Source organism: Pseudaestuariivita atlantica (assembly GCF_001205715.1).
Taxonomy (GTDB): domain Bacteria; phylum Pseudomonadota; class Alphaproteobacteria; order Rhodobacterales; family Rhodobacteraceae; genus Pseudaestuariivita; species Pseudaestuariivita atlantica.
In genome coordinates, this window is record NZ_AQQZ01000016.1 from 1 (window position 1) to 19,078 (window position 19,078).

Consider the following 19,078-nt stretch of genomic DNA (forward strand, 5'->3'; position numbering starts at 1 on the left):
TGACGGCAACGACATCATCGACGGCGGCCACGGCGAAGACGTGCTGCGCGGCGGCGCGGGCGACGACCTGATCATCTCGCGCGCCGACGGACGCGAGGGCGCGGTCGCCTACGACCCCAACCGCGACGAGGGCGATCCCTACAACGAGCTGACCGGCGGCAAGCTCTACCCCGACCAGCCCGTGCCCGGCGACGACCTGCTGCATGGCGGCGACGGCGCCGACATCTTCTACTTCCAGACCCTGATCAACGCCAAGGAACGCTTCATCCGCGAGCACACCCGCAGCGACGGCACGATCAACTGGGGCCGCATCGCCGGCGAGAACGACAACATCCACGACCACTGGCTGGACGTGCTGGGCAACGACACCATCCTCGACTTCAGCCGCGACGAGGGCGACCGGATCGTGATCGAGGGCCACACGACCCAGATCGCCTCCATCACCTACGGCGACATCAACAACGATGGCGTGATGGACCACTCGATCATCACGCTCTACTCCGACCAGGGCCGCAACGGCGGCGCGCATAACGACGATCTCCTCGGCACGATCACCGTCTACGGCGACCTCGTGAAAGAGTCCGACATCGAGCACAGCGCCGCCCCCACCTACGGCATCGTCGCCACTTCCGACGACCTCGACGAGGCCCTCGAACCCCTCGAAGACGCCGTCAACGTCCGAAACGCAGGGCGCGGGAATGATCTGGGCAGCCCCGACGACTTTGCCGCGGATAACGGCGATCGTCCGGTCTTTGCCGCGGGCGGATCGCAGACCTTCGACGCGGACGAACGTTCGGCGCTGGTCTTCGACCATGACCGCGATCTCGCGCTCGAAGACGGGACCATCGCGCTGAACTTCGTCGTGGACGTGCTGGACGGGCACCAGGCCATCGTGTCGAAGGACGCGTCAGGCTATGGGATGGGCGGCCACCTGACGGTGTATGTCGAACCCGACGGGACGCTGGTCGTCCGCCTGCAAAGCACCACGGAGTCGCATTACTGGACGGTCGAGCAGGGCATCGAACCGGGCAAGGAATACGACCTTGCCATCAGCTTCGGCGATGCCGGGTTCGAAGCCTACCTCAACGGCGAGCGCGTGGCCTATGATACCGATGTCACGGTCAACCTTGCCGGCAACCGCGAGGCGCTGATCATCGGTGGTTCGGGCATGAACAACACCGCGGGCGAGGCCGACAACATCCACAGCCACTTCAACGGCATCATCGAGGACGTGCGCGTCTTCAACAGCCAGTTGACGGCGACCGAGGTGTTCGGCAGCGGCGCGCGCTTCGATCACCAGACGCTGGCGGGCACGATCCAGTCCTTCGACGTGGTGGAGACCGCATCGGGCGCCCTGCGCTTTACCAACAGCGCGGGAACGACGACCGTCAACGACCCGGTCAGCTTCGTCAATTTCTCGAACTTCTCGGCGCGGACGGACGACTTCCAGTTCGGCACCGCGGGCGCGGATTCGCTGAATGGCGGCGACGGGTCGGACGCGCTGTATGCACAGGCGGGCAACGACACGCTGCGTGGGCGCGGCAACGACGACGCGCTGTTCGGCGGGGCGGGCGATGACCGGTTCTACGGCGGCGACGGGCGCGACCTGATCCTTGGCGAAGGCGGCAACGACACGCTGCACGGCGACAACGGCCATGACACGCTGATCGCGGGCTCGGGCGACGACGAACTGAAAGGCGGCCAGGGCGCCGACCGCTTCTATGGCGGGCTGGGCGACGACACGATCTATGGCCATTCGTGGGGCGACAGCGGGATGTCCCGCAACGACCGCGCCTATTTCGACGGCAACTTCGAAGACTACACCTTCGACACGCGCACCTATTACAACAGCACGCGTGGCGAGGACGTGACCGTCCTGATCGTGACCGATGCCGCTTCGGGCGGGCTCGACGGGTTCTACGAAGGCGAGGACCGGCTGATCGACATCGACCTGCTCGTCTTTGCCGACCAGACGGTGGCGGCGGATACGCTGTTCTAGTCCGGGCCTTGCAGACCGAATGAAAAGGGCCGTGCAGTCACGCACGGCCCTTTTTCATGGCGTCATCCGGTGGGGATGGTGGGTGATGAGAGACTCGAACTCCCGACATCTTCGGTGTAAACGAAGCGCTCTACCAACTGAGCTAATCACCCGTTGCGGGCGGTCTAATCCCTTGGACGCAGGCGTTCAAGCCCCCGAACGGCCTGCGCGCGCCGACGGCGGGTCGACGCGCGCGATATCCTTGGGGTGCGGGTCGGATCAGCCGGCGGCGGCTGCCGCGTCCGCCGTGAAGAGGGTCGGATCGACGACCACGGTGATGTCGTCCTCGGTCAGGTCTGACACACCCTCCAGCACGGCCAGCAACTGATCGCCCAGCAGGATCTGGGTGTCGATCGTGCCCGGACCGTCGCCGGGATCGGTGGCAAGCTGGATCACCGTCAGTTCGGCCACGGCCTCTTCCGACGGCGCGAAGAGCGAGATCATGTCCTCGGTCCCGTCGAAATCGGTGATCACGGCGTTGGTGGCATCCTCGCCCGCGCCCAGCCAGACGCCAAGCTGGAATTCGTCCATGTCGCCGCCGCCCGCGACCACGTCGCCCGAGCCCACGACGATGGTGTCATCGCCCGAGCTGCCGCGGATCGCGTCCGGGTCCTGCGCGTCCTCGGTCGGCAGGGCCGAATTCGGCTCCACGACATACAGGCCGTCGATCAGGTCATTGTCGAACCCGCCGTTCATCGTGTCGGCCCCTTCGCCGCCTTCCAGCGTGTCATCGCCCAGACGGCCCAGCAGCATGTCGTCACCGGCACCGCCAATCAGCAGGTCGTCGTTCGAACCGCCATCGACAAGGTCGTCACCGCCCTGCCCGTCCAGTGTATCCGCGCCGCCGCCTCCGAAGACCTCGTCTGCGCTGTTACCCGCGATGATCGTGTCGGAGCCGGACTGGCCAAGCAGGCTGTCGGACCCGGAATTCCCCTCGATCAGGTCGTCGCCCGGACCACCGTCCAGCGTGTCCTCACCCCCGTCGCCGCCGATCTGGTCGTCACCGCCCGCGCCGAACAGCGCGTCGTCGCCCGGCCCGCCGTTCAACAGGTCGGCGCCGCCGCCCCCGGTGAACATGTCGTCACCGTCGCCACCGTCGAAGGTCTGCGGGTCATTGCCGCCGCCACCGCCGGACGAGTCGTCGTCATCGCCGCCATCGAAGGCGCCCACGGCAAAACCGAGCAGAAGAAGGGGGAGAATGGACAGAAGCAAAATCATGGTCGAACTCCGACGAAAAGATGTCGAAAGTATGACCGGGCGTTAACGATTCCGGCAAGCCCTTAATTTGATTATTGTTTTTCGGAAGAAATCAAACCTCGGGTTGTGCCGGGTCTGTCTCGAAAACGGCAACAGAACTCAACCGGGGGTTATCCAGCTTGCCGCCCCGTCCGGCCATTCGGGCCGGAAATAGGCAATCATTCGGGCGTCTTGCGCGGGATCGTCGGGGGCGGTCCACGGCGCGACGCCATGCAGGCACAGATGGTGCAGCAACAGGCACTCGCCCGGCCCTGCGGGCACCGGCACACGCGCGCAGGTTGCAAAGGCTTCCTTGCGCGCGGCGTGGTAGGCATCCGTCAGGTCGATGTCGGGCCAGTCCTCGGGCGGGTGCGCGTCGAACAGCGGGCGCAGGTGGCGGGCGACGACGTGGTGGCTCGCCTCCCAGACGACCAGCGGCGCGGCATCGGGATGCGCGGGGTTGAGAGGCAGGCCGAGGATGAAGGCATGCGGCTCGCGCAGCTTGCGCCGCCGGTCCGGGCCTTCGGGCAAGAGGCCGTCCACATGCGCCGCGTCGCGGTTCAGGCGGTACCGCCACGCGCCCTCGCTTTCCCCGGCGCGCGGGCGCGGGTAGCCGCAATAGGTGACCGACACCTGCGCACGGTGCAGCGGTGGCACCGCGTGGCCCATCGCGCGCCAGAGGTCGAGCGCGGGTGCCTCCAGCGGCGCGCCACCCGGAACCGCTCCATGCGTATCGTTCGGCAGCGCATCGACACCCACGAACCACGTGCCCTCGCATTGCAGCCAGTGCGCGTTCGCGGGATCGGCCACGGCGGCCTCGGCCACCGGGCGGGCCGCGTCGACCCATGCCATCACGCGCGGGTCGCGGGGAAACCGGACCCAGCCAACCGATTGGAAGGCCTGTATCTGCAAGGTCAGGTTGGCGTCCAAGGGTCAGACCGCGCGGGGCAGCGCGTCGCCCATCGGCGGGATACGCGCAAGCGCGCGTTCCAGCACCTCGATCCCCGCGCCGGGAGCGTGCGCCTCTTCGCTCAACAGCCGCCGCCAGCCGCGCGCGCCGGGACGTCCGGCGAAGAGGCCCAGCATGTGGCGGGTCACCTGGTTGAGGCGTCCACCGGCGGCCAGATGATCCTCGATATGGCCGAACATGGCGCGGACGACGTCCTCTGCCCTCGCGGGCGTGCCCTGCCCCCAGATCTCGGCATCGGCGGCACCAAGGATGTCCATCGGCGCGTGGTAGGCCGCGCGCCCGACCATCACGCCATCGAACCCGTCGCGCAGCAACCCCTTGACGTCTTCCAGCGTGTCGATGCCGCCGTTGACCGACAGCCGGATATCCGGGAAGGCGCGGCGCATGTCGCGCACGAGGTCATAGTCGAGCGGCGGGATGTCGCGGTTTTCCTTGGGGCTCAACCCCTGCAGCCACGCCTTGCGGGCATGCACGATCACGTGGTGCGCCCCTGCCCGCGTCACCCGGTCGATGAAGTCGGGCAGCACCTCGCGCGGCTCCTGCTCGTCCACCCCGATGCGGCACTTGACGGTCACCGGCATCGTCACCGCACCGGCCATCGCCGCCACGCAGTCGGCCACGCGCGGGGCGTCCCGCATCAGCACCGCGCCGAACGTGCCCGATTGCACCCGGTCGGACGGGCATCCGCAATTGAGGTTGATCTCGTCATACCCCGCCTCTTCGCCGAGCCGCGCGGCCTGAGCCAGCTCGTCCGGGTCCGAGCCGCCCAGTTGCAGGGCATGCGGATGCTCGCCCCCGTGCGCGAGAAGGTGCAACGCCTGCCCGCGCACCAGCGCAGGCGACGTCACCATCTCGGTATACAGCAGCGCATTGGCCGAGATGCGACGATGCAGCGCCCGGCAATGCCGGTCGGTCCAGTCCATCATCGGCGCGACAGCTAAAACCGGCATATTGAAATCATTGGATTTTTTATTTTTATCAGCCATTTATCGCTCAGTCTTCAAGCCGGTTCCTGTCTCATTTGTTGTAAATCGAGCCCATTTCGGGTACAATTTACAACAAATGTTGTAACTTGGGCCAAATGTTGTAACCCCATGGGTACCATTATCAAGCGAAAGCGCAAAGACGGCTCTGCCGCTTGGCTTGCCCAGATCGCTGTTCGGCGGGCTGGGAAAACCGTCTGGCGCGAGAACCGGACCTTCGAGCTGCGCTCGACCGCCGCGGCCTGGATCGAGAAGCGCGAGAAGGACCTCGCCAAGCCCGGCGCCCTCGAAAACCTGCCCATCGGAGAGACACGCCGCCGCGAAGTGACCCTCGGCGACGCCATCGACAAATATGTGGAAGACAGCGCGAAGGCAATTGGTCGGACCAAGGCGCAGGTGCTGAAAAGCATCAAGGAGTTCGATATCGCGAACAAGCTGTGTGCCCAGATCGACAGCGCCGACATTGTGAGCTTCGCCAAGGAGAAGCTGAATACCGGTGTCTCGCCGCAGACCGTGTCGAATTACCTGTCACATCTCAGCGCGGTCTTCACCGTCGCCGGTCCAGCCTGGAACTATCCGCTGGACGAGCGCGCGATGCGCAATGCGATGATCGTCGCCAAGAAGCTGGGCCTGACCCAGAAGAGCCGTCACCGCGATCGGCGCCCAACACTGGACGAGCTCGAGCAGTTGATGGCGCACTTCCTCGACCGCTCGATCCGCCGCCCCTCGTCCGTCCCGATGCATCGCGTCATCGCCTTTGCGATCTTCTCGACCCGGCGACAGGAGGAGATCACCCGGATCAAATGGGCGGACCTGGACAAAGAGGGTAAACGCGTCCTTGTGCGCGACATGAAGAACCCCGGCGAGAAGATGGGCAACGACGTCTGGTGCGATCTGCCCGATCCGGCGCTGGCGATTATCGAGGCGATGCCCAAACACGCGAGCCAGATCTTCCCCTACTCGACCGACGCGATCAGTGCTGCGTTCACTCGGGCAACGCAACTTCTGGGGATCAAGGATCTGCGGTTCCATGACCTCAGGCACGAAGGCGTCTCGCGCCTGTTCGAGATCGGCTACAACGTTCCACACGCGGCGGCTGTTTCCGGCCACCGATCCTGGACGTCGCTCAAGCGCTACACCCACCTGCGCCAAACCGGCGACAAGTTCGAGGACTGGAGCTGGATCGCGGAAGTTACGACGCGGGATCCAAGGCAGCGCAAGAGAAGTTCAGCGCGGCGATAAGATGCCACCAGGCTTCGGAGGAAACGGGTTCGGAAGCTTAGAGGTGACACATGACAAATGCCCACCAAGTATCTGATATAAATTAATCTTGATCGTCTTGATAGAGGCGCGTGTAACGCTCATCCGGTGCCACCCACTGTTCCAGAAACTCCAGCGGATCGAGCGTTCCCATCATGGACCGTGCCAGATCAAGCCGAGAGGACAAGGCCTGGCGCCTGTTGGCCTCGACGCCGGCAAGTCGCTCTTCCGCCTCGCGAAAAAAGCTTTCGATCGACATCGCGGCGGACCATTTCCGGATCACTTCGGAAAGTTGTTCGCGGCTTTGGGCAAGGGCCTTGTCCGAGTTGCGTCGGTCCTCTTCGCGCTTCCAGCGTTCCTGCCTTTCCTCCCATTCGAGTTGCTTTCGGATCGCCGCCGCCTCGGCCTCTGCAGTCTTGGACTTCAGGTCCGGCACGACGGCTTCCAGCTCCTTCACGATCCGCGGAAACATGGACGACAAGCCGCGCTTTGGTGTTTCTTGCCATATCGCCGACCACTCCACGTCCCGGCGCGGTGCGTAGGCGACAAGCCGGAAGCGCCCGGACGGCACATCGTTCTCGGTCGTCCATGAGTGGACCAGTTGGTGCGGCCTGGCGGCCTTCACGACCGCACTGTCGTCGCGCACATACTTGCCCTTAAAGTATCTGAGCGCGACCCGTTCGGACATTTCGACGAGCGCAAGACCGATGGGAACCTCGCCGATATAGGCGACGGTCGGGCGATGGGGCTCCCAGATCTTCCCACAGGAATAGCGCCCGTATTTGCGATCCTTCTGCGGAACCTCCCGCTCTTCGATCTGCGCCCGAAACATTGGTTGATCAGGCGGGGCGAAGGTGACGGGATAGCCTTTTCGCTCGAACGCATCGTAGAGCGCATTCGCGAGATCCAATGCGCGTGGCAGCTGCGCCTCGGACGTCAAGATGTCCGGCAGAAGGAGCTTGTAGGGACGGAGAAACTCGTACTCGTCGATCTTGCGCGTCTTGCGGTAGTGCGGCTCGACGCCGCGAAGGATTGGGTGCCGGGCATCCTTGCGTTGCCTGCCACGACTAGGTGACGACACCGAGGATCTGGCGGCGGGCACCACGGGACGCGCAAGCGGCGTGTCCGCGGACCAGACAAGCTGATCGCCCGGCTTTGCGAGGGGAATTGGAGGTCGTGGAGAGGCCTTTCCGACCGCCTTCTTTTGCCAGTAGCCAGCGGGAGGCCGCGGCACGGCTAGAGCTGCGCAGACCCGCGCGAGATAGGAACCAGAGACACCATACTCGGCCGCCAGGTGGCTGATCGGTGTCGACCAGACCTTTTCGTAAAGTACTTCTCTCGTGACTTGTCTGGAGCGGGAGACGTGGGTTTTGGTGTCGTCGGGCAACTCTTTGTTCTCGTAATATCGACCCAATGGGACGTTCGCCAATCAGCCCTATGTGGCTCCGCCAACTCAGGTTACATCTATCTGAAATACTGTCTATAATTCCGATATCTGAAGCTCAAGACGCGAGACCAAATGATCACGATCGCAGACAAAATCATGAAGCGCATCTGCGCACAGGGTCGTGGCAAATGGGTGTGCACTACCCGAGACTTCCCTGATCTTGGCGGCCGGGCTGCGGTCGATCAGGCACTCTCGCGCCGCACCAAGGCCGCAGACCTGCGACGTGCCTTGCGAGATGAGATCAGGAAGGATCTTGCCCGCCGCAGTGCAAGCTTACCTGGCTTGGCCGTTGCCATAGCCCGTAGCCTTGCAGATGGCGGAGAGGTGGCAAGGTCAAGACTGGGGGCCTCGAATGTTTTTTTCAGCCCCTCGATGTTGGGAATTTTGCCGACCAGCACAGCCCCGTAGGATGCTGCACACAGATAAATAGTGAAGGGCCCTGATTTGAAGGATGAGAACGAATTTAAGGCGTGGCTGGAACAAGGCGGCGCGCAAACCGAAGCAGGGCGAAACTCGCGGACCTATGCAGTTCGTACAATAGAGCGCAACCTCGCAACGCTTGGTATGCCCTATCAGAATCTCGAGGAGGCCTGGGAGGTCGATCAATTTTCGGGGCTCAGGGAACGTCTCAAAGCAATGCGTAACGACGCGCGTTCCGGAGGTGAAGACTATCGAATCCTGATGCCGGACTCCGAAAAGCCGCACAATCGGCTGTCGAATTGGAGCAGTTGGTTGGCGCAGTACGGGCGATTTATTGCTGGCGAGCCGCCGGGCGCCGCAAAGGATGCAGATCGCATTCGCCAGCACGTGTTGGAACAGTATATCGAACCGGCCCGTGAAGAAGGTGCATCCCATGTCGACGTGCTCGTTCGTGACGTGAACACGGCGCTCAATCTGAATGAAGCCTGGCCAAACATTTGTCAGGCTTTGGCGGGGAAGATTTTCCAGGACCTCGCACAGGTCAGCGCTCCGGAACGGATTGGAGCTGACCAAAGCTCGGCCACGGTGTTTCGTTTCAGCTTGGAAACGACAAGCGTGAACCTTAGCGCACTTGAGAAGCTGCGAAGGCGGTTCCTGGACCTGTGCCCAGATTTCGAAACCTTCGAAAGCCCCGGCGAGGGTTGGGCGAAAGGTGAGAAGGCTTACAAACTGGCGGCAATCGAGCGGGTTCAAGAAGCGATTGCCACGGATACCCAAGATGAAACACTCGGGAAATCAGTGTTCGAGATCTTGAAGACCGCAGCGAAGGATGGGCCGTTCGTTCGTTGGCAAACGGAAGACGCCATCACAAAGAACGCTCCCGACACATCGGAGGATTTTTATGCCACGATAGGTAGGCTGCTTCGCACTGATGAACCAGCCGCCATCGCGCTCGACAAAGCATACGACAGTTTCGTTGAACTACGAGAGCGTGGGGCAACATCGCTGACCTACGGTGAGCGCTTGAACATCGTGTTCTCATCTTTGGCGATGGTGCGTCCGACCGAAGCAGCACCACTAAAGATCACCCGCATCAATGAAGCGTGGGAAGAGCTAACCGGCGAGAAACTCTTCGTGGAGTCGACTGCCAATATGCGTGTCGACTATGGGCGTTTCGCACGTGTCTTCGCGGAGCTCTTTACTATCATGCGGGATACGTGGGCATGGCGACCGCAAGACTGGCTCGACATTCAAGGGTTTCTTTGGATCGCGCTGGACAAGACCACTCAAAAACCATTTTCGAATGACCCTGACGTTGCTGGCGGTCAAATGACGGAAGGAGCCCGAAACATGCTTCCCGAAAATCTGATCCTGTTCGGCCCGCCTGGCACTGGAAAGACCTATCGCACGGCGGCTGAAGCCGTAAGGCTATGTGGGGAGGAAGTGCCGGAGGACCGCGACGATCTCATGGCCGTCTACCAAGGCCTGCTGGCTGCGGGACGGATCGAATTCGTCACGTTTCACCAGTCGATGGCCTATGAAGAGTTCGTCGAGGGACGACAGCCGATGACAGGCGCGGATGATGGTGAGGATACATCTTCGGCAGGTTTTCGGCTGCAGACGGTGCCCGGTATCTTCAGGCGTATCGCGAAACGCGCGGAGACCAGCCGTGGACATGCATCCGACGAGGAGATGGTCCGTGTTGAAGGCCGCCAGGTCTTCAAGATGTCGATCGGAGAGGCGAACAACCCTGAGGACGCCCATCTCTTCGAGGAGGCGATCAAGGGCGGCTACGCACTCCTCGGCTTCGAGGACATCGACTGGTCAGACGACAAGTTCGGAAACCGCGAAGCGATCATCGAGGCGTGCAAAGCCCACGGCGACCAAAACGGCAATGTGGATGCGCGATCCGGCGTAGTGCAAATGCCCTTCATCTTCCGGAACTGGGTCCGAGACGGTGACATCGTCATCGTCTCGAAAGGCAATGGCCTGTTTCGGGCCATAGGGGAGTTTACCGGCGGCTACGAATTCGCCCCTCGCCCTGAAGGCGGGTATGCCCATCGTCGCGCTGTCCGTTGGCTATGGGTCGATCGAGAAGGCGTGCCTGTCGATGAAATCTACTCCCGCAAATTCTCACAAAAGTCGATTTACGCGCTCTATGACGCCGAGCTCAACGTGCCGGCCCTGGAACGCTACATGAACAGCCAGCAGAACGAGGGGCCATCCGAACCCGAACCTTTCGTTCTAATCATCGACGAGATCAACCGCGCCAATATTTCCAAGGTGTTCGGCGAATTGATCACTCTCTTGGAACCGGACAAACGGCTCGGCCAACCGAACCATCTGAAGGTGCGCCTTCCCTATTCCGGGGACGAGTTCGGTGTTCCATCAAACTTGCATATCGTCGGAACGATGAACACGGCAGACCGCTCCATCGCCCTGCTCGATACCGCTCTGCGGCGGCGGTTCACATTTCGCGAAATCATGCCCAACCCGGCTATTCTGAAGGAGGCTGCGGCCCGAACGGGCATCGATCTACCGACCCTCCTGAAGATCATCAATGAACGGATCGAATACCTCTATGACCGTGACCACCAGATCGGTCATGGCTATTTCACCGGCTGCGACACTCGAGCGGATGTGGACGAGGTCATGCGGCACAAGGTGATCCCTCTGCTCGCCGAGTACTTCTTCGAAGACTGGGGCAAGATCGCCGCAGTGCTGGGCGATCTGGAAACGCATGACGGGCCGATAGAGGGCGGCTTTCTGAACAGGTCCGTCCTGACGGCACCGCCGGGGCTCGACAATGGCGAGGCGATGCCGCGTTTCCGGTGGGACGTGCGCGAAGACAGCTTCGATTACGCGCGGCTGCTCGGTTCATGATCCGTCGCACGCTCCGCGAATGGCAGCGCATCGGCTACGGCGATGACGACACGACCATCCCGCCCGCCGAGGCTGATCGAATTGCCGCCGTTGCGGCGCGCTCGAGTTTCGCGGGGCGTGGCGGCGAAGGCGTGCTCGAACACGGCCGCAAAGGGTTGCGGGCGCGCGGCGTGGTCGGCGTGATTGCCGCGCCGGGCTGTCAGTTGGAGATCCTCCCGAAGATCGAGGGCATTGGAGAACATGACGCCTCTGACGAAGCCCTTCGCAACCGTCTCATCCACATGTTGGCGGTGGTTCACGATCTGCGCATCGATGCGGGCTCGCTGGCCCAGCTGGGATGGCAGAAGGACACAATTCTGGAATTGTTGATCCGGCTGTTTTGTGCGCGCCTGATGGAAGCTGTGCGCATGGGACTGCCGCGCCGGTATGTGGATCACGCAGACGACCTCCCTGCCCAGCGCGGCAGGCTCGACGTCACCCGGCAATTTTCTCGCCATGCGGTGGCGCCGCAGAAGCTGGCCTGTCGATACGATGACCTGTCTTGTGATATACCTCTTAATCAGGTGATGCGCGCCGCCGTGACCCGTTTGCAGCGTGTGGCTCAGGCCCCCGACAATCAGCGTATCCTGCGCGAGTTGGGCTTCGCCTATGCGGACGTGACAGAGGTTCCCGCCCCCGCGCTGCGATGGGGCCAGATCATACTGGATCGGACCAATCAGCGGTGGCGCGAGCTTCTTTCTTTCGCGCGGCTCCTACTCGGGGATAGGCATCAGCAGACCAGCGCCGGGGCTACAGATGGTCATGCACTCTTGTTCGAGATGAATGCCTTGTTCGAGCAATACGTCGCCAGACTTGTCACGCGTGCTCTGGCCGGAAGCGGCTACCGTGTCGCAGCGCAAGGCGGCCACCTTGACTGCCTGTTCGAAGCGGGTACGGGCCGGTTTCGGACCAAGCCGGACCTCATCATCCGGCAGGGGGATCGAACCGTCCTCGTCATCGACACCAAATGGAAACGGATGGCACCGCGCATCGACGACCCGAAGCAGGGTGTCAGCCAGGCCGACGTGTATCAATTGATGGCCTATGGCAAGCTCTACCGCTGCCCGGAGGTCATGCTGCTCTATCCACATCATGGTGATCTGCCGCCCGAGCCGATTTCGACCCGCTACGCGATCGGCAGCGACAGCGCCGAAGAGACACTTCAAGTTGCGACTCTGGATGTCACCGGCCCTGCACATGCGCATGTCGAAGCCCTGAAACGCCTGTTGGCGCAGACTTTGCCTGCCGTGGTCGCAGCCTGAGCGCTTCCGAGGCAAGATAAACGCGCGTCAGCGACGTCCGGTGTGACCCGTCCGTCCCGAGCAAAACAAGAGCGCCGCTCGGAAGACACCGGTCCGTCAGAAAACCATATCGTCAATGGTGAGCCCGCGCCCTAGAGGCGCCCGGCGATCCGGAGCGCATTGGTCTCGACAAGCTCCGAAGTCTGCGCGACATATCCGGCCGTTGCACCCGGCAAGGCTGCGACCTCTCCGGTGACGCGCACTCGGTTAGCCACAAGACGATCGACAAGCTCCTGCACACGGTTCCGGACATCAGTCGGGCGATAGCCGATCTCGCTGGCAATCGCCTCCCAATGCCGGCCCGCGATGCCATTGGCCGTACGCTTCTTGCCCGCGATGTTCTGGGCGAAGGCCTGTACCACATGGGGCCAGGCCAGCACCGAGGAGACATCGTAGAGGGGCGCGAGACGGGGCGCCTCGGCAAGCGGCAGGATCAGCGAGTAGTTCTTCGCATGCGCGTCGGTGTTCGCGACGAGGATGTTGAAGATGACCTGATCGAGCAAGGCCAGCGCATCGCGCGCGCTGACATGCCGCCCGGTCTCCAGAAGGGATTTCAGATCGAGCCCGGGCAGCGTGCCGCGCTCGTATTTCCGGCCCGGGGGCAGGCCATTGGCCTGCGCGAAATCCTCCTGGTGGAGGCGCACCAGCTGGCCCTGGCGACCGAGCCGTCGGTCATAGCGCAGGACAGCGATCGCACTGCGGCCCTCGGCTTGCAGGATGGTCGCCTGCGCGGCCTCCAGCCCCAGGGCTGCGGCAATCCGAAGGCACCAGACCTCATTCTCGGTGATGCCGGGAAGGTTGGGGTTGTCCGGTTTCACGATCAGGGTCGACGGCGCGCCGTGCAGGGGGACGGCCAGGACATCGCCCGGTTCGGGCAGGCGCAGCACCGGCCTGCCATCGGGATCGAGCACCGCCAGCGCGGATTTTTTCTGGCCGCCGGCCAGCGATTGTCGCACGCCCTCCTCCCCGACCAGAAACGGTCGGCTGCCGAGATCCTCGAAATGGCGATCAAGCGCCGCCGCGGGGGTGTCGATGCCGTAGAGATCGGTGAGCGGGAGATAGCCCCAACGGCTGCGGTCGGAGGCCAGTCCGAAGGACAGCGCGCCGGCCGTATCGCCGCCGATCCGTTCGAGCATGGCCAGCGCATCCGCCTGATCGAGGCCAAGGGAGCGGGTGAGGCTGCGCAGTTGCTCCTCTTCCGGCAAGAGGTTCGCGAGCCAGGGCGAGATGATTTCGGACGTGTACGGGGCCGCGCGCAGAGGCATCGTGACCGACAGCGGAAACGTGCCCCTCGTCTGGCGCCAGCGGTCCGCGTAGCGCAGCGAGAGCGCGCCATCTGAGGCGACCTCGACATCGGCCACGTGCAGCGCATCGAACCAGACCGGCACGGATCGCGTCACAGGTAGTCCCCGAGATCGTAGCCTTCCGCGGGGAGGTCGCCACCGGTGCTGGCGGCATCTGCGGGATCCTCCAGCAAGGTCCTGATCGGCACCCGAAGCGCCGCCGCGATTTTCGCCAGCGTCGTCAGCCGGGCATCGCGCTTGCCCGTCTCGATCAGCGACAACGCGGGCGCGCTGATCCCGGTCAGGCGGGCAAGCTGTTCGAGCGTGAGCTCCTGATCCGCACGCAGCGCCCGGAGGCGTCGCCCGACATCGGCGAGCAGGTTCGGTTCGATCTCCATGGTCATCGCGATATGGCTTACCCTTTTCGGTAAATATACCGGTGGATGTCCGGGATTTCAAGCCATCTTATCCTTATCGGTAAAATGGCGTCAGTCTTGCCAAAACCAGACGGGTTATTACCGTATTCAATAAGAAGGATGGTGCCAGTCAGGCCTCCCCACGGCGCAACGGCGCCTTTGTCGTCCCGCGCGGTGCACGCCGCGCCTTCGCAAATCCGCGATCCGTTGCGATGAAGCGCTCGAGCATGGGGACCACCAGCTTCTTGGGCTCAATCGGCCCCTGCCCCGCATCTTGGCCGAGGATTTCCCCATAGGCGATCAGGTCGCGATGCAGCTCTGCGGGCAGTTCCACGGTCAGTTTCACAGGCTTGTCGTCCGCGATAGGTCCCAGTTTCAGCTTGGTCATGTCAGCCTCCGGACGGCGCGAAGACGAGATCGCGCGTGACGATCACACGGACGGGGAAGCCCGGGCGAATGGTGAGGGTTGGCGGAACCTCCAGCTGGCGTTGAACGATGCGCTGCCCGGCCTCGTTGATCGTGTCGAGGGCCCCGTCGCGGAGGGCACGGGCCAAGCGGTCTTCCTCGTCGAGGGAGAGTTCCGCGCCGACGGCGAGCAAGGTCGAGAGGCCCGCGGCGCGCAGGATGCTGCCCCAGTGATTGTCGACGCGGTCCTCCAGACCGGCATAGCCCGCGGAATCCGCTCCGGGCTGGCGTTCGAGGACAAGAGATCGTCCATCGGGGAAAATCAGCCGGGTCCAGACCAGGAGAACGCGGCGCTGGCCCACGGTGACGCTGTCGTCATAGGCGCCGATCAGCCGGGTGCCCTGCGGGATCAGAAGCAGACTTCCCGTGGGGCTATCGTAGACGTTCTGGGTGACCTGCGCGGTGATCTGACCCGGCAGATCGGAACGAATGCCGGTGATCAGCGCGGCCGGGATGACGGAGCCGGCCTGCAGGAGGTAAGGAGATGCTGGCGACTGCACGCGGTCGGGCGCGACCGTTCGGCGGTCGGTCGGAGCGGTCAGGAAGGCCTGGCGTGGATCGGTTTCCGGGGTGGCGGCCAGACTGCTCCCCGGTGCCGCAGGTGGCATCTGGAACCCCGGGGACACGGGCGCCCCGGGCCGTGTCTGGAAGAACAGGTCACTCACGCGCGCCGCCTCCAGTTCCGCGAGGCGCTGCTGCTCCGCCGGGTCCATGGTCGGCACCGCGAGACTTGGGGCCGCGATGGGCTGACCGCGTTGCTGCGCGTCGAGGATGCCGCCACCGAGATCGCCCGGCAGGGGCGGTCCAAGCCGTGGGATCGCGTCATAGCTGCCGGGCAGATCGCGGAGACCATCGGCGGGTTGGCGGCGGTCCGTGGTGACCAACTCTTCCGGGGCCGCTGTTCGGTCCGGGCGCTGCAGGCCGTAGATCAGCGCGGCACCGATCCCGAGCCCTGCGACAACGCCAAGCCCGACAATCACCCTGCGGGAAATCCTTGTGACGCGCGGCGGATCGGCGCGCAGGCGCATGGCGGCGGCGGTATCGGTCGATGTCTCGCTCATGTCCCCCGCTCCGCGTTCTGCCGCACCACCGTTGCTTCGGTCTGGGGTTCGATCCGCAGAATGCGCACAACCTCCTGCCGGGGTCCGCGTCCGAGGCGCAGCTCGGCCGCACCGAAGAGCCGGTCGACGATCAGCACGTTGCCGTGGATGCGGGAGTTGACGATCTCCAACTCGCCATCGGTGCCGAGCACGAAGAGCGGCGGCATTTCGCCCTGGGCGATGCCGCGCGGGAAGACGACATAGACGCGGCGCCCGTCGTCGAAGACGGAAACCGGCCGCCAGGGCGGGCTGTCCCCCTGCAGCCCGTAGCGGTGGTTGCGGGCCTGCGCGGGCGGGATGTGCGGCGTGGCTTGCACGACGCGCGGGGCGTCGGGCGCGCGCGGATAGGCCCAGGAGATGGCGGGCATCCAGGTCTCTTCGCTGGCGTTGAGCTCGATCAGGTAGGTCCGCCGGTCGGTCGAGATCACGAGGTTCGTGCGGATATCGGGCCGGGTCGGTTTCACGAGAACGAGGACGCGGGTGTCGCGGCCCGCGCCGCTTTCGGTGTCGCCGATGATCCAGCGCGCGGTGTCGCCCGCCGCGATCGGGCCGGTGCCGGCGAGACGTTCGCCGGGTTCGAGCGCGATGGTCGTGATCTGGCCGGGGGCGGCGTAGACCTGATAGAGCGCACCCTCGGACCAGGGGTAGATCTGGATCGCGTTGAAATAGCCCGCCTGCCGGGGTTCGACGCGGGCCGCCGCATTGGCATTGCCGACCTGCGCGACGGGAGTCGCCGCCGCCTCCCCGCCCCGGCTCGGGGTCCAGGCGGGTGGGACATGGAGCGGGCGCGGCCGGTCATCGGGTGCCGTGGCAGGCGGCGCCGGCAAGGGCGGCACCGCGTCGTCATAGGCGAATTCGGGCGGGCGGTCGCGGGCGCAGCCGGCCAGAAGCGTGGTGGCCAGGAGGATGGCGGGCAGGATCGGTCGGGTCATTGGCTCATCTCCCGCGACCAGTTGATCGCGTTGACATAGATTCCGAGGGGATTGGCGCGCAGGCGCTCGGCCGTGCGCGGCGGATCGATGACGATGGTCAGGATGGCGGTCCAGCGTTCGGTGCGCGCGAGCTGGCCGTTCTCGTAGTGCCGCTCGGACCAGGCCACCCGGAAACTGTCGGGAGAGGCACGGATGACGCTCGAGACCTCGACCGAGACCTGGTCCTCGCCCACCCGTGTGAAGGGATCGTTGGCCCGGGCATGGTCGTTCAGCGCCAGTGCGCCGCGGTCGGTGGTGAACTCATAGGCGCGGAGCCAGTTCTGCCGCACGACGATCGGATCGGCAGGCAGGCCCCGGACCTCCTCGATGAAGCGGGCGAGATGCCAGGCGATCTGCGGGTCGCTCGGACGATACCCGGCGCTGGCCGCCTCGACGGCGCGGGCCTCGCCGTGCCGGTCGATCTCGACGACGTAGGGCACCACGGTGCCGCGCGCCGATTGCCAGACCAGCGCCGTGGCGAAACCGCCCGCGAGGACCAGGCAGCCGAAAGCCATGAGGCGCCAGTTCTTCGCCTGCACCCGGGCGGAACCGATGCGCTCGTCCCAGACCTGCGCGGCCTTCTGGTAGGGGGTCTCGGGTTCCGGGGTCTTGCCGTAATGCGCGGCGGCGCGTTTGAAGAGGCTCATGTTCGGTCGCTTTCGGAAAGGGAAACGGAGGCGCCGGAGCCGGGACTGTCCCCGGCGCGCAGCGCGTGGGTGGCGGCGGAAACGCCATGGCTCATGGCCTGGCTGCGGCGCATGGAGCGCGCCCAGGCCGGAGGACTACCTGCGGTGGCGGTCATTGTGCTCGACGCGCCTGTCCCGCTGCCGAGCGAGGAGGTGCCGCCAGTGGCGGCGAAGCCCGCGCGTGCACCGGCGGCGTGGCTTGCCTTGACCGCTTCGGAGGCCGAGGCGGTGGCCCGGCGCAGAGGCGACGCAGCGGCTGATCCCGCGGCCTTTGCCACGCCGCCGAGACCGGAAGCGACGCTCGCGGCCCCGGTCTGGCCCATCGATCCGAGGCTGTAGGCGGTGGACGCGGCCCCGGTGGCGGCAGCAGCCCCGCGCGTCGCGGCTGCACCGCCCGAGGCCAGCGCCCCGGCACCACGGGCGCCGAGCATGGCCCCGCCGCTCGCCGCGACGGCAGCCCCGCCGACGGCGAGCCCGGTGCCGACGGCCGCGCCTGCGCCCAATTGCGGCCCGCCCGAGACGAGGCCGGTGGCGATGCCCGGGCCGAAGATGCCGAGACCAAGGAGCGAAAGCGCGGCCAGCACGATCGCCATGGCCTCGTCGATGGTGGGCGTCACGCCCCCGAACCCGGCGGTGAACTGGCCGAAGAGCGTCGAGCCGATGCCGATGATCACCGCCAGCACCAGCACCTTGATGCCGGAAGAGACGACATTGCCCAGCACCCGCTCGGCCATGAAGGCGGTCTTGCCGAACAGGCCGAAGGGGATCAGCACGAAGCCCGCGAGGGTCGTAAGCTTGAACTCGATCAGCGTCACGAAGAGTTGCACTGCGAGGAGGAAGAAGGCCAGGAGCACCAGCGCCCAGGCGAAAAGCAGGCAAGCGATCTGGATGAAGTTCTCGAAGAAGGCGACGAAACCCATGAGATCGGCGGTGGATTCCAGAAGCGGGCGCCCGGCATCTAGACCGGTCTGCGCCACGCGGCCGGGGCGCAGGAGATCGGCGGGCGAGAAACCGGTGCCGGAGGCCAAGAGCCCCAGCCCCGCGAAACTGTCGAAGACGGTGGCGGCGAGGCTGTTCCAGTTGGAGATAAGCCAGGCGAAGACACCGACAAAGAGGGTCTTTTTCACGAGACGGGCGATGATGTCGTCATCGGCGCCCCAGGCCCAGAAGAGTGCCGCCAGCGTCACGTCGATCACGATGAGCGTGCTGGCGATGAAGGCGACTTCGCCACCGAGCAGCCCGAAGCCAGAATCGATGTAGGAAGTGAAGACCCCGAGGAAGGTGTCGATGACGCCGGTGCCGCCCATGGCTCACTCGCCCCCGGTCCGGTCGCGCCCGAGAAAGCGGTCGCGGGTTTCGGCCCAGACGGCGAAGCAGTCGGGATCGGAGGCCGCAGCCTCGCCCAGTTCCTGGCAACGCCGTTGTTCTGCCCGCAAGGGATCGGTCTCCGGCAGGAGGGGAGCTGCCGGAGGCACCGCCTGCCCTTCCTCGTCCCGGCCCATCTCCACCAGTGCCGCGGTGATCGCGATGGCGACGAAAACGATGGCCGCGATGCGCGCGAGGACCGATCCCTCCATGGG

Annotated in this window: 16 protein-coding genes and 1 tRNA gene; 4 read left to right on the plus strand and 13 right to left on the minus strand. The window is 64.7% G+C overall.

The annotated features are described in order from the left end of the window. Positions 1-1,999, plus strand: a 1,999-nt coding sequence (locus tag ATO11_RS19140; protein ID WP_082176474.1) for a LamG-like jellyroll fold domain-containing protein, incomplete at its 5' end; no start/stop codon positions are given. A 76-nt stretch (positions 2,000-2,075) separates the two neighbouring features. Here ATO11_RS19140 and ATO11_RS19145 read toward each other — a convergent pair. From ATO11_RS19145 to dusA, 4 genes are all read right to left on the minus strand, one after another. After that, a tRNA-Val gene (locus ATO11_RS19145) sits at positions 2,076-2,151 on the minus strand. Positions 2,152-2,257: 106 nt separating this feature from the next. Then, the gene (locus tag ATO11_RS19150; protein WP_050532536.1) at positions 2,258-3,256 is read right to left on the minus strand and encodes a calcium-binding protein; all 999 of its coding nucleotides are present in this window, start codon (positions 3,254-3,256) and stop codon (positions 2,258-2,260) included. A 138-nt stretch (positions 3,257-3,394) separates the two neighbouring features. Next, positions 3,395-4,204, minus strand: a complete 810-nt coding sequence (locus tag ATO11_RS19155; protein ID WP_242601468.1) for a hypothetical protein — start codon at positions 4,202-4,204, stop codon at positions 3,395-3,397. A 3-nt stretch (positions 4,205-4,207) separates the two neighbouring features. Beyond that, a complete protein-coding gene (gene dusA / locus ATO11_RS19160; RefSeq protein ID WP_050532537.1) occupies positions 4,208-5,230 on the minus strand; it encodes a tRNA dihydrouridine(20/20a) synthase DusA in 1,023 nt (340 codons plus the stop codon). 108 nt (positions 5,231-5,338) lie between these two features. On the opposite strand from dusA, the gene ATO11_RS19165 reads away from it, so the two are divergent. Next, a complete protein-coding gene (locus ATO11_RS19165; RefSeq protein WP_050532538.1) occupies positions 5,339-6,469 on the plus strand; it encodes a tyrosine-type recombinase/integrase in 1,131 nt (376 codons plus the stop codon). 82 nt (positions 6,470-6,551) lie between these two features. Here the strand turns inward: ATO11_RS19165 and ATO11_RS21895 are convergent, their stop codons facing one another. Then, complete coding sequence (locus ATO11_RS21895; protein ID WP_134643174.1) at positions 6,552-7,874, minus strand: FliH/SctL family protein; 1,323 nt, start codon at positions 7,872-7,874, stop codon at positions 6,552-6,554. Between the two features lie 504 nt (positions 7,875-8,378). Here ATO11_RS21895 and ATO11_RS22335 point away from each other — a divergent pair. Both ATO11_RS22335 and ATO11_RS19185 read left to right on the plus strand, forming a co-directional pair. After that, positions 8,379-11,237 carry an AAA family ATPase gene (locus ATO11_RS22335; RefSeq protein ID WP_207382992.1) on the plus strand — a complete coding sequence of 953 codons (2,859 nt, stop codon included), beginning with the start codon at positions 8,379-8,381 and terminating at the stop codon, positions 11,235-11,237. After that, positions 11,234-12,538: an McrC family protein gene (locus ATO11_RS19185; protein WP_050532541.1), complete on the plus strand. Its 1,305-nt coding sequence runs from the start codon at positions 11,234-11,236 to the stop codon at positions 12,536-12,538. Before ATO11_RS22335 ends, ATO11_RS19185 begins: the two co-directional genes overlap by 4 nt. Before the next feature lie 131 nt (positions 12,539-12,669). Here the strand turns inward: ATO11_RS19185 and ATO11_RS19190 are convergent, their stop codons facing one another. The 8 genes from ATO11_RS19190 to trbK-alt form a co-directional block, all read right to left on the minus strand. Beyond that, entirely contained in the window at positions 12,670-13,965 is a 1,296-nt protein-coding gene (locus ATO11_RS19190; protein ID WP_242601470.1) for a type II toxin-antitoxin system HipA family toxin, read from the minus strand. A gap of 8 nt (positions 13,966-13,973) precedes the next feature. Further along, entirely contained in the window at positions 13,974-14,264 is a 291-nt protein-coding gene (locus ATO11_RS19195) for a helix-turn-helix domain-containing protein (RefSeq protein ID WP_050532543.1), read from the minus strand. A 142-nt stretch (positions 14,265-14,406) separates the two neighbouring features. Beyond that, entirely contained in the window at positions 14,407-14,664 is a 258-nt protein-coding gene (locus ATO11_RS19200) for a DUF2274 domain-containing protein (RefSeq protein WP_050532544.1), read from the minus strand. Position 14,665: 1 nt separating this feature from the next. After that, a complete protein-coding gene (locus tag ATO11_RS19205; protein WP_050532545.1) occupies positions 14,666-15,802 on the minus strand; it encodes a TraB/TrbI/VirB10 family type IV secretion system protein in 1,137 nt (378 codons plus the stop codon). After that, a complete protein-coding gene (gene trbG / locus ATO11_RS19210) occupies positions 15,799-16,773 on the minus strand; it encodes a P-type conjugative transfer protein TrbG (protein ID WP_050532546.1) in 975 nt (324 codons plus the stop codon). The genes ATO11_RS19205 and trbG overlap by 4 nt, the downstream gene beginning before the upstream one ends. Further along, positions 16,770-17,459 carry a conjugal transfer protein TrbF gene (trbF, locus tag ATO11_RS19215; RefSeq protein ID WP_050532547.1) on the minus strand — a complete coding sequence of 230 codons (690 nt, stop codon included), beginning with the start codon at positions 17,457-17,459 and terminating at the stop codon, positions 16,770-16,772. Before trbF ends, trbG begins: the two co-directional genes overlap by 4 nt. Beyond that, the gene (gene trbL / locus ATO11_RS19220) at positions 17,456-18,805 is read right to left on the minus strand and encodes a P-type conjugative transfer protein TrbL (protein ID WP_050532548.1); all 1,350 of its coding nucleotides are present in this window, start codon (positions 18,803-18,805) and stop codon (positions 17,456-17,458) included. The genes trbF and trbL overlap by 4 nt, the downstream gene beginning before the upstream one ends. A gap of 3 nt (positions 18,806-18,808) precedes the next feature. Further along, on the minus strand, positions 18,809-19,075 hold the full coding sequence (gene trbK-alt, locus ATO11_RS19225; RefSeq protein WP_050532549.1) for a putative entry exclusion protein TrbK-alt: 267 nt from the start codon (positions 19,073-19,075) through the stop codon (positions 18,809-18,811). Positions 19,076-19,078 lie beyond the last annotated feature (3 nt).